The sequence below is a fragment of the Acinetobacter sp. genome (genome assembly GCF_036666595.1).
Taxonomy (GTDB): Bacteria; Pseudomonadota; Gammaproteobacteria; order Pseudomonadales; family Moraxellaceae; genus Acinetobacter.
This window is the reverse complement of record NZ_JAVWVO010000012.1, coordinates 1-14,084: the sequence shown is the minus strand read 5'-3', so window position 1 is coordinate 14,084 and position 14,084 is coordinate 1. Positions and strand designations below refer to the sequence as shown.

Sequence of the window (14,084 nt, the reverse complement as noted above, 5' to 3'; positions counted from 1 at the left end):
TAGTTTTTATTGTTTTATACTTTTACTAAATTTTAACCTATGAGGCAAGTTGTACTTGATTGCGTCCTAAAGTTTTGGCTTGATATAGCGCCCGATCAGCACGATTTAACAAGCTCTGTAGGCTATTTTGCGTTGGTAGAACTTGATGCACCACACCAAGACTCACTGTCATACTCAAAACCGCATGCGCCACTTGCGTTTTTGAAGTAGCAACAGCACGGCAGATACGTTCCGCAATGATTTGTGATTCAATCTCGGAGATATTATTTAACACCACCACAAATTCCTCACCGCCCATACGCGCAAATAAATCCTGTTCACGCAAATTACTTTTCACCGTCGTGGCAAAGCTTTGTAGCAATACATCACCAATATAATGACCATATTGATCGTTCATTTTCTTGAAATGATCAATATCTAGCACAATGATACTCATCGATTTAACCAGATTTTCCTTCAATAAGTTTTCAGTTTGAGTGAAGAAAAAACGGCGATTTCCCACATGAGTTAAGGGATCATGGTTGGCCAGATAGAGCACTTCTTTATACAAATCATGACGATTTCGACTCACAATACATAAAAGCAAAGGTGCAATCATCAGCATACACAGCCCTATACGCACGGAAATAGAACTGGCCAAGAAGTTATCTGCCGTACGTGAAATATAATAGGTCGTTAAACTATGGTAAGTCACAAAACAAACTAAGCTGTTAATAATACTCACATAAAATAAGTTATAACTCAAAGCCGCCCAAATCAGCCCAGCTAAAGGGAAAAGTAAGGCACCTGGACCAAAGAAAAGATGAGTACATGCCACAGAGATTAAAACTGAGAGTAAGGGTAAAACATCGACAAACTGGGTTTCACACTGTCTACGGTTATTCCAAAGATACTTTAATTTCTTCGCTGCTGGAAAGGTCAACATGAGGGGTAAAAGTGAAATACAATTGAGCACTTCCCCCGTCCACCAAATATAAAACTCAGCCCACAGGTCTTGCGTGCTCACAAAGGTGTGTGGCATATACGGAACGACCGCAACGGCAAATATCGCGCTGGAAAAACACCCAAGAAAAACACAAACCAAGAAAAGATAAAGAAAATTTAAGCCTTTGTTATATGCACGATAGTCAATTTGTAAATAATGGATAAAAAATAACGAAACGCCTACCGTCATAAAATTGGCGATCGTTAAAGCCAAAGTCAGCTCAAGATGATTTCCTGTGACTAAGTCTGCCGACATATAACCAATAAAAGCGCCCAACCAACCACCGACATTTCTGAGTGGCTTAAACCGTAAAAATAAGCCGATCAGTACAGCATTAGCTGGCCAAAAATAAGCGAAATATGCAATCGGCCGAGTGAATATCCCAAGCAAGCAGCAGACAAAAATCACCGCAGCAACAATCAAACATGCTCGGCCATGCTGTTTAAAATTCAACGATACTTCTGTGAGCTTAACTGCGTACAAAATATTCCCTCATTTTTACATGAGTTATGATTAAACATCATGTTTTCTACTGTCTATTTGCTTGCAAACGATGCGTTGATGAAAACCATCACAGATTGACAATATTTACTAAATAAACTCTATCGATTGTTCGTTGTGGTTTCAATATGATTTTTTGATTTATATCCTGAATCTAGATATTTACGATTAAATGCTGATATCACTCTCACCCATAAAAAAAGCCTCCACATCGGGAGGCTTTTTGATCTTTGGACTTATTTTGCTTCAGAAGCTGCCGCTGATGCACCTGCTTCTTCAGACTCTAAAGGTGCAGCATCAATCATCTCTGGACTAACTTCAATATTGGTCACTGGTGTTTCAGTTGCTGAACTTTCCACTGGCGTTTGTTCAGTCTCTTGTTTTTTGTCACTACACGCAGCAAGCAACAGCATGGTTGCAGAAGCTAAAACCACCAAAGCCATTTTCATGTTAATCATTATTCACCTTCACATTAGTCATCAATTGCTTGAAACAATACTACTTATTTTTGCCCAAGTTTAAAGTATTCGTTTGTGAGCAATCTTTTGAAATTAAGGCAGAATTATAGCATCATTGCACAAAAATGATAAAACAAGCTCGAAGCAAGCTTGTTTTTATCTATCTAAGAATACACTCGAATTAAACAGGATACGCTGTCGCGACTTCCTGACTAATCATTGCCGCAGTTGCCGCAGATAGCGTCCAACCTAAGTGCCCATGTCCCGTATTAAAGAACACACGTTCTAACTTTCCACGGCGAACTACAGGCATCATATTCGGCATCATCGGGCGAAGACCTGCCCAAGGGACCGCATGCTCTGTCGAAACTTTAAAGTTGCGGTTGGTCCAATCTACAAGAGGTTGAATCCGATCTGCACGGATATCACGGTTATAGCCATTAAACTCAGCAGTGCCCGCAACACGGAAACGATCTTTGCCTAAGCGTGAAGTTACAATCTTCGCGCTTTCATCCAGCAAGCTCACCCACGGCGCATTTTGCTGACTCTCTTCATCATTCAACATCACCGTAATCGAATATCCCTTTACAGGATACACATTGACGCGTTCTTGGACCAATTCAGCCAATTGATAGCTACCTACCCCGGCACAAACCACAACAGCATCGGCAGAGAGCATTTCAAATTCATCTGGCGCAAGTTCTACATTTTCTGAACTGGGTTGTAACTTCACTTCAACACCTGAAGTTAAATGCTGAATATCTGTCACATCCATACCAAAACGATACTTCACACCTAACTTTTTGGTGACTTCAGCCAAACCTGTGGTGTACTTATGAATATCACCGGTCGCATCGCCTTCACAATAAAATCCAGCATAATAGTCGCCGGTCAATGTCGGCTCAATTTGCTTAATTTCTTCATTGCTTACCCCACAGCGTTCAAGTCCACCTTTATTGAGTAAATCATTGACTCGAATGGCAACGTCATAATCTTGTTTATTATGATAAAAATGCAAAATACCACGTTTTTCTAAATTGAAGTCGATTGACTCTTTATCCGCAATTTCGAACAAGCGTTGACGAGCCAATAAAGCCAAACGTACTGTTTCGTGGGTATTGGCCTCATAATGTTTAATATTGCCCAGAAATTCCATCAGCCATGCATATTTATGCACACTAAACGCAGGATTAAGCAATAAAGGGGCAGATTTTTGAGACATCCATTTCATGCCTTTCAGCACTGTCGATTTTTGGTTCCAAACTTCCGCATTGCATGCAGACAGTTGTCCACCATTTGCAAAAGAAGTTTCCATGGCTGGAAATAAATGCCGATCCACAACTGTCACTTGATAGCCAAGTAAGCTTAATTCATATGCAGTTGTGACGCCTGTTATTCCAGCACCAATGACAACGACATGACACATAGACACCTCCTTTTTATTGTTTGATGTCAACCCCATCTGTCATGTGTACCTGAGAGCTTCGACCTAAAACATCCCATGACGTTTTAAACCATCCCCTTCGGTGAGTGATTGAACACTTCTCTCCAGAGTTTTTTCATTATTACAGTCCTTTTGCCTGAGAGTTTCCGGGGTCGTTGCTCCTTCGGCGAATGCAGAACATTTCTCTCCTGCAATAATGATTATTATTCTATGAGCAATTTATATACCATGTAATCACCCGATTGGAAACTGCTCTTAAAGTATTATCTTTCGTTTATTTTTATAGGGCACAACCTAAACTTAGGGCAAACGTTGCACTATACTGGCTAACATGACTATATTTTGCTTCAAAAGAGGACACGTGCTGTCGGACATTAGCGCTATCCTAAGGTCATCTAAACATCTTTAATAGTGATATACATATTAAGATGTTTCATTCTGTTTCTCTCCTGTATTAAAAGAATGAATGAGTTGTTCTGCATCATGATAAATTTCTTGCCAATGAGGCAGTAATTCACTATGAAAATCGATCTTTATATAACTCGTATTAAACCCATAATTGGGCTGATGTGTATTAGATTCACAACTTGTTGCACCATCCTTAAAATAAAGACACTTAATGGTTAGGCTTACCCCTTTACCTTTACGCTCCTGCCAATACACCTTTTTTCCAACACCGCCATCACTTTTTACCTCTATTTCATAGAGTCCCAAATCTGAATTAAATGTTTTTGTTTCATCTATCCATATTTCACTCACCTCTTCCCCACCAGAAGACATTCCTTTCCTTAAGTATTGTTTTAAAAGCCAATACTCATTAAAAAAGTCTTTATTTCCCTGTTCCTCTTTCCAAACTGAGCGTTGGTTTAATGCTATTTTGATATCATTTTTATACTCAGAACCTAGTCTAAAGCCTTCACTCGACGTTGTCATTTCAGGCCATTTCACTTTCAAAGCAATACTTTGAATTTGATCATCACAACCTTTGGCCTCGTGTTCTTCTTCGATATTTTTCCCCCAATAATTCACACCTTGATAAGTCACTCTGCCAAAAAGTAAATACTGCTTATCAATAAGCATATGCTGATCACCAAATTTTCCACAAGCATATAAGCGTGCTTTGACTTTTTCAGGGTTATGCATACTGTCATAGCCGTATATCAACAATGAAATAACCAAAACTGTGAGTAATGATAAAAATATGATGGTGCCTCGTCTGACTGTGCTTATTTTTTTATTCATACGACTCTAGCCCTTATGTTCCTTGTGCTATAAATGGCTCATACCCAATTATTCTGTGTTATTGATGATTTCTTTCAGAAACGAGAAAGACTCGAACTCTAAATTTGTTTACTCAGTAAGAGCAAATGAAGATTAATCAAAGGTTGTCCTACATTGGCATCTAATGGATAAGATGCCGTTTGATGAGTATCGTGATAACCATGGCGCTCATAATATGCCACCAACTCTTTTCTTATATTTAAAACAGACATGTTCAGCCTAACAATATGCTGCTTTTGTTTAGCAAAAAATTCTGCAAAATTGAGTAATTGCTTTCCATAACCTGCATTCTGATGCGTAGGTAAAATCGCAAAACTCCCAATTTCAATAGAGTCAGCATCTTCAGTTAAGCCGATGCATCCCAAAATTTGACCTTCTACTTCTAAAACAAAGAGCTTAAAATTTTCTTTTTGTAGTTCGATTTTTAACTGCTTTGGAGATATACGATCTCCAGCAACAACATTAAATTCATGGGTCCAACCTTGGTTGGTACGATAGGCAATATTGATGACATCTACAATGTTTTGAATATCATTAAATTCTACCAAGCGAATTATATTGTCTTTCATATTCAAATAAAAAAGTCAGACCGAAGTCTGACTTTAATGTGTACTCTTTTAAATATAAAGAGAATTTTCTAGTATTCAATCGGTGCAAATGGTACAACAACGTCTGCATTTTGAGCACGATGACGCATAAAGTGATCCATTAAAACAATCGCAAGCATTGCTTCTGCAATCGGAGCCGCACGCACACCCACACAAGGGTCATGACGACCTTTGGTTAATACGTCAGTATCTTCACGATTAATATTAATCGTTTTACCCGGTGTGGTAATAGATGCTGTTGGTTTAAGTGCAATTGCAACACGAATGGTTTGACCACTCGAAATACCACCTAAAATGCCCCCTGCATGGTTCGCAAGAAAGCCATCAGTGGTTAACTCATCACGGCTCTCATGTCCAAACTGACCAGCAACGGCAAAACCATCACCAATCTCAACCCCTTTGACCGCGTTAATAGACACCATGGCATGGGCAATGTCAGCATCTAGACGGTCAAAAACAGGCTCGCCCCAACCTACAGGCACTTTTTCAGCCAAAATTTCAAGCTTTGCGCCGCAACTGGTACCTTGTTCACGTAATGAAGTCACGAGTGCTTCAAAACGCGGTACGGCATCGACATCGCCACAGAAAAATGGATTATTGGGTACTTCATTCCAATCCAATTTTTCCGCCATTTCAGTCCCAATTTGGGTCACATGACCACGAATTAAAATACCAAACTTTTCAGCCAAGTATTTTTTCGCAATTGCACCCGCAGCCACACGCATAGCTGTTTCACGCGCACTTGAACGACCACCACCACGGTAATCACGGAAACCGTACTTTTGTGTATAAGTATAATCTGCATGTCCCGGACGGAAGCTTTGTGCAATATTGCCGTAATCTTTGGATTTTTGATCGGTGTTACGGATCAATAAACCAATTGGTGTACCAGTTGTTTTACCTTCAAACACACCTGAAATGATTTCAACTTCATCAGGTTCTTTGCGCTGCGTCGCAAATTTAGAGGTACCCGGCTTACGACGGTCTAAATCTTTTTGTAAATCGTCTGCTGTAAGCTCAAGGCCCGGTGGAACACCATCCACAATCGCCATTAAGCCTACACCATGAGATTCACCACAAGTCGTTACACGGAAGAGTTGCCCTATACTATTACCTGCCATGTCTAACGACTCCTTTTATGCTTGAACAGATTGAATGAATAAATCACGGAATTGACGGCATTGAGCAGCGGTCAATGCAAAGATTCCTGTACCGCCTTTTTGGAACTGTAACCAGTAAAAATCAACAGTATTAAAGTTTTGGCGCATTGCCCATTCAGAATTACCCACTTCAATCACGATGAGACCATCTTCAGTTAAGTAATCTGGCGCTTGAGCTAACATTTTACGAACCAAATCTAAGCCATCTTGACCTGCCGCCAGTGCCAATTCTGGCTCATGGTGGAATTCTTCAGGTAAATCTGCCATGTCTTCAGCATCTACATAAGGTGGATTCGACACGATAAGATCATATTGATTTTCAGCAGGAATTTTGGAAAACAAGTCAGACTCAAGTAAAGCCACTTGATACTGTTTGTCGTGGTGTTCTGAGTTAATTTGAGCCACTTCTAAGGCTTCTTTAGAAATATCCGTTGCATCTACTTCGGCATCTGGATACGCATAAGCCAAATCAATCGCGATACAACCTGAACCCGTGCACATATCTAAAATACGTTGTGGCGTTTTCGGATTTGGGTTTTCTGGCAAGTTATTGACTGCCTCACCCATTTGGCCATTTTCACCTAAGCAATAAGGTGCAAAACGGTTTTGAATCAATTCTGCAATCGGTGAGCGTGGAATCAGCACACGTTCATCGACATAATATGGTTTACCGTCAAAATAGGCCAAATTCAACAAATATGATGTTGGCATACGTTCATTGATACGTCGTTCAAGTAATGCTAAAAACTCAGTTTTTTCGCTTGGTAAAAGTTTTGCATCAAAAATTTCTGGGTCTGCTTGCCATTCTAAAGACATTGTTTGCAAAACCAATGCTGAGCTTTCAGCAAAATAGTCTTCTGTACCTTGACCTAAATGTGCATCGTATTGACGTAATGCTGTCACTCCAAAACGGATAAAATCACGAATTGTGCTTAAGTTTTCAGCGGCTTCCTGTATGTGTTCAGGGCTAATAGTCGGGCGATCCACTAAAGGCGTCTCCAAGGTCATAATAAAAACGCCTTATGATACCCTGTTTTTCTATGATTTATAATGTTTTGATGCACAGCAAACACATTTTCATACGCTTTGCACTTATTTGCTTATACGGCCTGTACGTGCTTCGTACATATCTGCACGGGTTTGCGTCATTTGCACCAGACACGAAATACGCTGTAATTCAGTCTTTTCATTTTTCACAATAGGTTTGTTATTACAAATCTGATCACGCTGCGCCAGCCATTGCTGATGAGACTGTTTAACCAATCCTTGCTCTTCTGCAGGAGCCTTCGCTAAATACGGCTTAAATACTTTCTTTAAGCGTTTTTTTTGTACTTTATATTCTTTACTCATGCACGCATCAATTTCACTCAACACATTGCCAGTTTGCTTCATGCATGCTTCATATTTTTTAGTTGGGCCCATTGCATAGGCTGAACCACTGAATAATCCCACAACAAGCAACGCACTGAATATTTGTTTCAATTCCTTTCCCCAAAGTAAATTTTCTTCATTCATTTTTAATCTAATCATTCACAGCATCTACGTGCTGCAGCGCTTTAATATAACATCCTATTTTGTATGAACATACTAGCCCCCTATAAAATTTCCACCTCACAGCTTTTTACATGAAGTCACAGGCTTGGCATTGAAACCTGATCAAACAGCCTTATTATAAGGTGAGTTCTTCTGCCAATATTCCCCAAACTTATGAGTTATAAACACAACAACTTAATGGCGATGCGTGAACGCTATTGGAATGACACTGAAAACAATCATGTCGACACTGAAAAAGCTTTCTTTCAGAAACTGTTACAGCAGCAAGGGATCTATGAATGTGCAACCATTGAAGATGCTCGATACTTCTTTTTTAGTCTACCGAGCATCATCATTGTTAAAGGTTATGCACATGGGTTTATGCACCAACCGGTACAAGAAATGATACTCCAACACATACAAACGCATAAAGATGAATTGATTCAGAAAAATACGCTTAAAGTAAAATTTCGCATGTAACAATCCCGATTAGGCTGTATTTAGATGGTTGCTTAACACTTATGGCCTTTTTTAACTCGAGATTCAGCAAGTTGAACTTTTTTAATACGTGAATACACGATATTATCCGTTACAATCTAAAATGCTGCCCTTGCTGATGAAAGGATTTTACTGAATTATGTCAGATCACAACGATAAGCTTAAACAACTGAAAACCTCCTCTATGGATCGTCGTTTATCGATTGCCAAAGCTTCGTTGCTTGCTGGAACACGTTGGGCTGCTTCTAATGCGACAACTATGTTTTCTAGCGAAGAAGAAAAAGAAAAGAAACGCAAAAAAGCAATGAAAGAACAGGCCGATTATCTTGTTTCTGAAATAGGCAAACTTAAAGGTTCTATCGTCAAAATTGGCCAAATGATGGCGCTTTATGGTGAACACTTTCTACCTGAAGAGATCACGCAAGCCTTAAATACTTTAAATAATCAAACAGTCGCTTTAGCGTGGCCTGCGATTAAACAGCAACTACACAGCCAGTTGGGTTCTAAGCTGGATGATTTGACCATCGATCATGAGCCACTGGGCACTGCATCACTAGCACAAGTCCACCGTGCAACGCGCAAGTCTGATGGTTTAGAGATGGTATTGAAAATTCAATATCCAGGCGTTGCTGAAGCCATTGACTCAGACATGAGCCTGTTTAAAAACATGCTTAAACTGACACGAATGGTGCCGCAAACACGCGAGTTCGACCAATGGTTCGATGAAGTTCGTGAGATGATGCACCGTGAAGTGAATTATAAAATTGAGGCTGCAACCACACGCCGCTTTGCTGCTCGCTTAAAAGAAGACCCACGCTACATCGTTCCGCAAATTATAGATGGCTACTGCACAGACCAAGTATTGTGTATGACATTTGAACGTGGTGTGCCGATTAACAGCCCAGTCATGCTGTCTCTGCCGCAAGAGCGTCGCAACAAACTTGGTGAAGCATCACTTGAAATTGCGGTACGCGAGATTTTTGAATGGGGTGAAATGCAGACCGACCCGAACTTTGGTAATTACCTCGTTCGCTTAGGCAATGGCAATGACATCTTGGACAAAATTGTTCTGCTTGATTTTGGCGCAATCCGACAGTTTGATGAACACTTACTCGGTGTTGCACGCAGGCTCATTCATGCTGGGTTTAATCATAGTAGTGAAGAAATGGTTCAAGCAATGACAGGATATGAGTTTTTCGACTCTATCCCTCAAAGCATTAAACCGGATATGGCTAAAGTCTTCTTACTTGCAACTGAAGCATTCAGCAGCCCAAGCAACAACCCAGACTTACCTGCTGGTGTTATGGATGAACACTTTGCTTATGACTGGAAAGCAAGCCAGCTTCATAGCCGTGTAATGCAGCAAGCTTCAAAGTCAATGGCATCTCGTTATTTCAGTGTTCCACCCAAAGAGTTTATGTTTATCAGCCGTAAATTCATCGGTGCTTATACCTTTATGACTGTGATTGAAGCGAAAACCAATGTTCGCGCAATGGTCAAAAACTTTATCTAAAAGTACATTGACCATAATGACGCGATGTCATTTTGGTCAATTGATCAATCATTTCAATTCCAAACGATTCAATAAAAAACTTAAAAAACAAAATATTAGAATAATTTAAAATACACCACCTACCGTTTATCTTTGACAATACATCATGTCAGTCATGACATAGTTATTCGTGTGCCGCTATGTCAGCATAAAACCACAGAATAATTCTGCTGGATGAAAATAATGACAAATATGGTAAATAAGGCGCAGGGATTTGGCTTATCACTGATCACAAAAATGGCAAGTAGCGACGTACTTGACCAATTAAAACTTAGAAAATTTATCGAGAAATCGCTTTATCAAGGCTCAAAAGCGGGCTATAAAACCCTATCAAAAACACAAAAAGCCTTTAAAGCCAATAAGGATCTGCATAAACAGCGACTCAACAATCAAGAAAAATCATTATTTGATCTGAACTATTCTGAAGATCAGAAAATGACCATTGACACCATGTCACAGTTTGCCGCCGATATACTTTACCCATTAGCCGCAAGTGCCGATCAAAATGAAACTTTTCCAACAGAACTTTGGCAATATATCGAAGACCTAGGTCTCAACTTTTATGCTTTGCCTGAGGCGCTTGGTGGTGTCGCTGCTGAGAAAAATATTCTGAGTAATGTGCTTATTGCGGAGCATCTGGCCAAAGGTGATTTTAGTTTAGCCGCTGGTATGCTCTCTACCTTTAGTGTGATTAATGCCATTACACAATGGGGTTCTGAGCAAGTACAAGCTTTATATTTAAACAGTTTTGCGCAAGACAGTAGCATTCGCGCTAGCTTTGCAATTCAAGAAGCTACGCCTGCTTTTAATCCTTACCAGTTAAAAACCAAAGCCCTTTCACGTGATGGTCAGTATTTTATCCAAGGCGAAAAGACACTGGTACTATTGGCTGAAAGTACAGATATTTTCCTAGTCAGTGCCGAACTGAATGGCCAAGCTGAAGTTTTTATTCTCAGACGAGATGAAAGTATCCAGTTTAAAAAATCACCCGCTATGGGGCTCAAAGCAACCGAAACAGCAACTTTAATTTTTAATCAGACCCCTGCTTTACGCTTAGGTGATGAAGATTTCAACTACACGGCATTTTTAGACCTCGGCAATTTAATGTGGTGTGCAATGGCGGTCGGCACATGTGAAGCGGTCAAAAAATATTGTATTGAATATGCCAATGAACGTACCGCCTTTGGTGAACCAATTTCTCACCGTCAAAGTGTTGCTTTTATGATTGCAGATATGGCCATCGAAATTGATGCCATGCGTATGCTCATCCTAAATGCTGCAAGTCTCGCTGAATCTGGGCAGACATTTCACCGTGAAGCTTATTTAGCGCGTTTGCTTTGTGCCGAAAAGTCCATGAAAATTGGTACCGATGGCGTACAGATTTTAGGTGGGCACGGATTCACCAAAGAACACCCTGTTGAGCGTTGGTATCGTGATTTACGTGCAACAGCAATTGTTCACTCTGGCCTACATGCATGATAAAAAAGGAAAACTAGCATGAATTTACAAAACCCTAAGAAATTTAAATTACTGATTGATCAAGCCCACCAAGTGGCTATCAACGTACTTCGTCCTATCTCTAGAAAATACGATAAAGCAGAACACAGCTATCCTAAAGAACTGGATATGCTGGCCTCCTTAGTTGATGGTATGAATGAAGGCGGTGAAGGTATGAACGCGGGTGCTGCTGTCGGCAAGCGAGGTACCAATGAACAAGGCAATAAAAATGGAGTGAATCTCTCTACCGCTTTAAGTGTAATTGAGATGTGTTATGGAGACACAGCTTTACTCCTATCAATGCCCCGCCAAGGTCTAGGAAATTCAGCAATTGCAGCTGTTGCCAATCAAGAGCAGTTAGAGCGATTCAAAAATACATGGGCAGCTATGGCAATCACTGAACCAAACTGCGGCTCGGACTCTGCCGCTATTCGCACCACTGCAACAAAAGATGGTGATAATTACATCTTAAATGGTGAAAAAATTTTCGTGACTTCAGGTGAACGTGCTGATGCTATCGTTGTTTGGGCAACTCTGGATAAAAAATTAGGTCGTTCAGCGATCAAATCTTTTGTGATTCCTAAAGGAACTGCTGGCATGACAGTAGAACGGTTAGAGCATAAACTAGGAATTAAAGCCTCTGATACCGCAGTTATTCGTTTAATCGACTGCCAAGTACCAGCCAACAACCTATTGGGAAATGCAGAAATTGACATTGCTAAAGGCTTTGCTGGCGTGATGGAAACTTTTGATAATACCCGTCCACTCGTTGCAGCGATGGCTATAGGCTGTGCTAAGGCCTCACTAGAACGTATTAAAGAGATATTCAGCGATTACTTAGATCCTCAGTATATAACACCATACTTACAGACGACTCATATTGCGAGCCAAATTTATCGTATGGAAGCCGAATGGGAAGCGGCACGTTTACTGACCTTAAAAGCTGCATGGATGGCAGATAACAAAAAACCGAACTCAAAAGAAGCCTCTATCTCCAAAGCCAAAGCTGGTCGAATTTGTAATGAAATTACCCTTAAGTGCGTCGAACTTGCGTCAACAGTCGGCTACAACGAAGATGAGCTTTTAGAAAAATGGGCCAGAGATTCTAAAATTCTAGATATTTTTGAAGGTACGCAACAAATTCAGCAACTTATTATTGCACGCCGTGAACTAGGGAAGTCATCAAGCGAATTGAAATAATATAAAACATCTTATTTAGATATGTTGATGCCGTAGTTTTTATAAATAGAAGATTATGGCTTCACATTGAAAGTGCTATAAAATAAGAAATCGTCAAACTCAAATTAATACTATCTAACAACGGCTTAAATTATTTCCTGCACTTCAAAAGCGTACCACAATTACAGAACCTAATTTTATTGAGTAAGCTTAATATTAGATAAACCCTTTTAATTTTCCACGTGTCTCTATTCTATTTTCTAATAGTGTTGATAATTATCTTCATAAAACAAATAGTCGATGCTGTTTTCTGTTATGTGTAAATCACTCTTTTTGAAATTTGAAATTTTTTTATAAGTCATCAGTCATGTCTTTACATTAGCGTTTGTATACTCCTAATTTCCACGTTTATATTTGGAGAATAGCCAGTCTTACAAATTTAGATGCTTAGACTCTACTTAGGCTATTTACTATAAGCAAGAGTAATTTCTTTGACTTATCCATGCAATCACTTATGGAAAAGTTAAATACTATGGGTTTATATGACAAAACGGTCTTTGCAAGTGACTCTACTCACCGCATAAAAATATAGATTTTTGACTAATCGCCACTATTTCGATTAAATAAAGTACGGATTTAACAAAACCATAAAATAGTACCTTCTGTCTCAACTTGACTGTAATTGCACAGCTCAATATGATCTTCTCAGACATTATACCAATGGATTTACAGTTTGCTGAATTATCAACGATACCTGCCAACATCTCATATTAAAGCTAAATCTGTTTTAATTTTAACAACAACTTTAGTATTCACTGGTTGTGCATCACTTGGTGGCGGTTCCGTTGAAAAGCGTTCAGCAAAATTAGCCAATGGCATTCAAAAGGCATTTGCTGTTGAACCAACTACAGCATTACGTATTGCACCCATGATTGTACAAAGTGCCGATCGTTATAATGTCGATCCATTGCTAGTTGCAGCGGTCATAAGACAAGAATCTAGCTATAGAAATTATGCTGTTTCCCCTGCTGGTGCTATTGGACTTACTCAAGTTATACCGCGCTATTGGCAACAAACCTGCCCTGGCGATTTATTCGAAGAAATTAATAATATTAATTGTGGCACCTATATTCTAGCTAACTATAACCAGAAAGCAGAAAGTTGGCCCAAAGCGTTGGCTTATTATAATGTCGGTCCAACAGGCTACCATTCGAGCTGGAAGATGAAGCGTCAAGGTAAGAAATATGCCAAACAGGTTAAAGCACATCAAGAAAACTTAAAAGGCGCTCTATAACCTCTTTTACATAAGATATAAAAGCCAGCAAATGCTGGCTTTTTTAATTTAGGCTCTTATAGATAGCTTATTTTCTGCTCTTTTCATCTGTTTA

Annotated in this window: 13 protein-coding genes and 1 riboswitch; of the genes, 5 read left to right on the top strand and 8 right to left on the bottom strand. The window is 39.6% G+C overall.

The features are described 5' to 3' along the window. Positions 1–37: 37 nt before the first annotated feature. From RR876_RS13920 to RR876_RS13885, 8 genes are all read right to left on the bottom strand, one after another. Positions 38–1,468, bottom strand: coding sequence for a diguanylate cyclase (locus tag RR876_RS13920; protein WP_332478327.1), 1,431 nt, complete (start codon positions 1,466–1,468; stop codon positions 38–40). Positions 1,469–1,722: 254 nt separating this feature from the next. Then, positions 1,723–1,944 carry a hypothetical protein gene (locus tag RR876_RS13915; protein ID WP_332478328.1) on the bottom strand — a complete coding sequence of 74 codons (222 nt, stop codon included), beginning with the start codon at positions 1,942–1,944 and terminating at the stop codon, positions 1,723–1,725. 181 nt (positions 1,945–2,125) lie between these two features. After that, the gene (locus tag RR876_RS13910; protein WP_332478329.1) at positions 2,126–3,370 is read right to left on the bottom strand and encodes a D-amino acid dehydrogenase; all 1,245 of its coding nucleotides are present in this window, start codon (positions 3,368–3,370) and stop codon (positions 2,126–2,128) included. 132 nt (positions 3,371–3,502) lie between these two features. Continuing rightward, positions 3,503–3,589: riboswitch (glycine riboswitch) on the bottom strand. Positions 3,590–3,811: 222 nt separating this feature from the next. Further along, positions 3,812–4,630: a hypothetical protein gene (locus RR876_RS13905; protein WP_332478330.1), complete on the bottom strand. Its 819-nt coding sequence runs from the start codon at positions 4,628–4,630 to the stop codon at positions 3,812–3,814. A gap of 98 nt (positions 4,631–4,728) precedes the next feature. Further along, positions 4,729–5,238, bottom strand: coding sequence for a GNAT family N-acetyltransferase (locus RR876_RS13900; protein ID WP_332478337.1), 510 nt, complete (start codon positions 5,236–5,238; stop codon positions 4,729–4,731). Positions 5,239–5,306: 68 nt separating this feature from the next. Continuing rightward, positions 5,307–6,398 carry a chorismate synthase gene (gene aroC, locus RR876_RS13895; protein ID WP_332478331.1) on the bottom strand — a complete coding sequence of 364 codons (1,092 nt, stop codon included), beginning with the start codon at positions 6,396–6,398 and terminating at the stop codon, positions 5,307–5,309. Positions 6,399–6,413: 15 nt separating this feature from the next. Next, the gene (prmB, locus tag RR876_RS13890) at positions 6,414–7,424 is read right to left on the bottom strand and encodes a 50S ribosomal protein L3 N(5)-glutamine methyltransferase (protein ID WP_332478338.1); all 1,011 of its coding nucleotides are present in this window, start codon (positions 7,422–7,424) and stop codon (positions 6,414–6,416) included. Positions 7,425–7,529: 105 nt separating this feature from the next. Further along, positions 7,530–7,919, bottom strand: a complete 390-nt coding sequence (locus RR876_RS13885; RefSeq protein ID WP_332637094.1) for a lysozyme inhibitor LprI family protein — start codon at positions 7,917–7,919, stop codon at positions 7,530–7,532. 225 nt (positions 7,920–8,144) lie between these two features. Here RR876_RS13885 and RR876_RS13880 point away from each other — a divergent pair, with 225 nt between their 5' ends. From RR876_RS13880 to RR876_RS13860, 5 genes are all read left to right on the top strand, one after another. Then, complete coding sequence (locus RR876_RS13880) at positions 8,145–8,450, top strand: hypothetical protein (RefSeq protein ID WP_201706538.1); 306 nt, start codon at positions 8,145–8,147, stop codon at positions 8,448–8,450. Positions 8,451–8,607: 157 nt separating this feature from the next. After that, a complete protein-coding gene (locus RR876_RS13875) occupies positions 8,608–9,981 on the top strand; it encodes an AarF/ABC1/UbiB kinase family protein (protein ID WP_332478333.1) in 1,374 nt (457 codons plus the stop codon). A 231-nt stretch (positions 9,982–10,212) separates the two neighbouring features. Further along, the gene (locus tag RR876_RS13870; RefSeq protein WP_332478339.1) at positions 10,213–11,499 is read left to right on the top strand and encodes an acyl-CoA dehydrogenase family protein; all 1,287 of its coding nucleotides are present in this window, start codon (positions 10,213–10,215) and stop codon (positions 11,497–11,499) included. A gap of 18 nt (positions 11,500–11,517) precedes the next feature. Continuing rightward, a complete protein-coding gene (locus RR876_RS13865) occupies positions 11,518–12,717 on the top strand; it encodes an acyl-CoA dehydrogenase family protein (protein ID WP_126036610.1) in 1,200 nt (399 codons plus the stop codon). 712 nt (positions 12,718–13,429) lie between these two features. Beyond that, positions 13,430–13,990: a transglycosylase SLT domain-containing protein gene (locus RR876_RS13860; protein WP_332478334.1), complete on the top strand. Its 561-nt coding sequence runs from the start codon at positions 13,430–13,432 to the stop codon at positions 13,988–13,990. Positions 13,991–14,084: the final 94 nt, after the last annotated feature.

What these genes read in the sequence shown, in the direction of transcription:
- RR876_RS13915 (WP_332478328.1), bottom strand. Translation starts at nt 1,944, where the DNA reads ATGATTAACATGAAAATGGCTTTGGTGGTTTTAGCTTCTGCAACCATG.
- aroC (WP_332478331.1), bottom strand. Translation starts at nt 6,398, where the DNA reads ATGGCAGGTAATAGTATAGGGCAACTCTTCCGTGTAACGACTTGTGGT.
- RR876_RS13910 (WP_332478329.1), bottom strand. Translation starts at nt 3,370, where the DNA reads ATGTGTCATGTCGTTGTCATTGGTGCTGGAATAACAGGCGTCACAACT.
- RR876_RS13875 (WP_332478333.1), top strand. Translation starts at nt 8,608, where the DNA reads ATGTCAGATCACAACGATAAGCTTAAACAACTGAAAACCTCCTCTATG.
- RR876_RS13870 (WP_332478339.1), top strand. Translation starts at nt 10,213, where the DNA reads ATGGTAAATAAGGCGCAGGGATTTGGCTTATCACTGATCACAAAAATG.
- RR876_RS13900 (WP_332478337.1), bottom strand. Translation starts at nt 5,238, where the DNA reads ATGAAAGACAATATAATTCGCTTGGTAGAATTTAATGATATTCAAAAC.
- RR876_RS13865 (WP_126036610.1), top strand. Translation starts at nt 11,518, where the DNA reads ATGAATTTACAAAACCCTAAGAAATTTAAATTACTGATTGATCAAGCC.
- RR876_RS13905 (WP_332478330.1), bottom strand. Translation starts at nt 4,630, where the DNA reads ATGAATAAAAAAATAAGCACAGTCAGACGAGGCACCATCATATTTTTA.
- RR876_RS13880 (WP_201706538.1), top strand. Translation starts at nt 8,145, where the DNA reads ATGAGTTATAAACACAACAACTTAATGGCGATGCGTGAACGCTATTGG.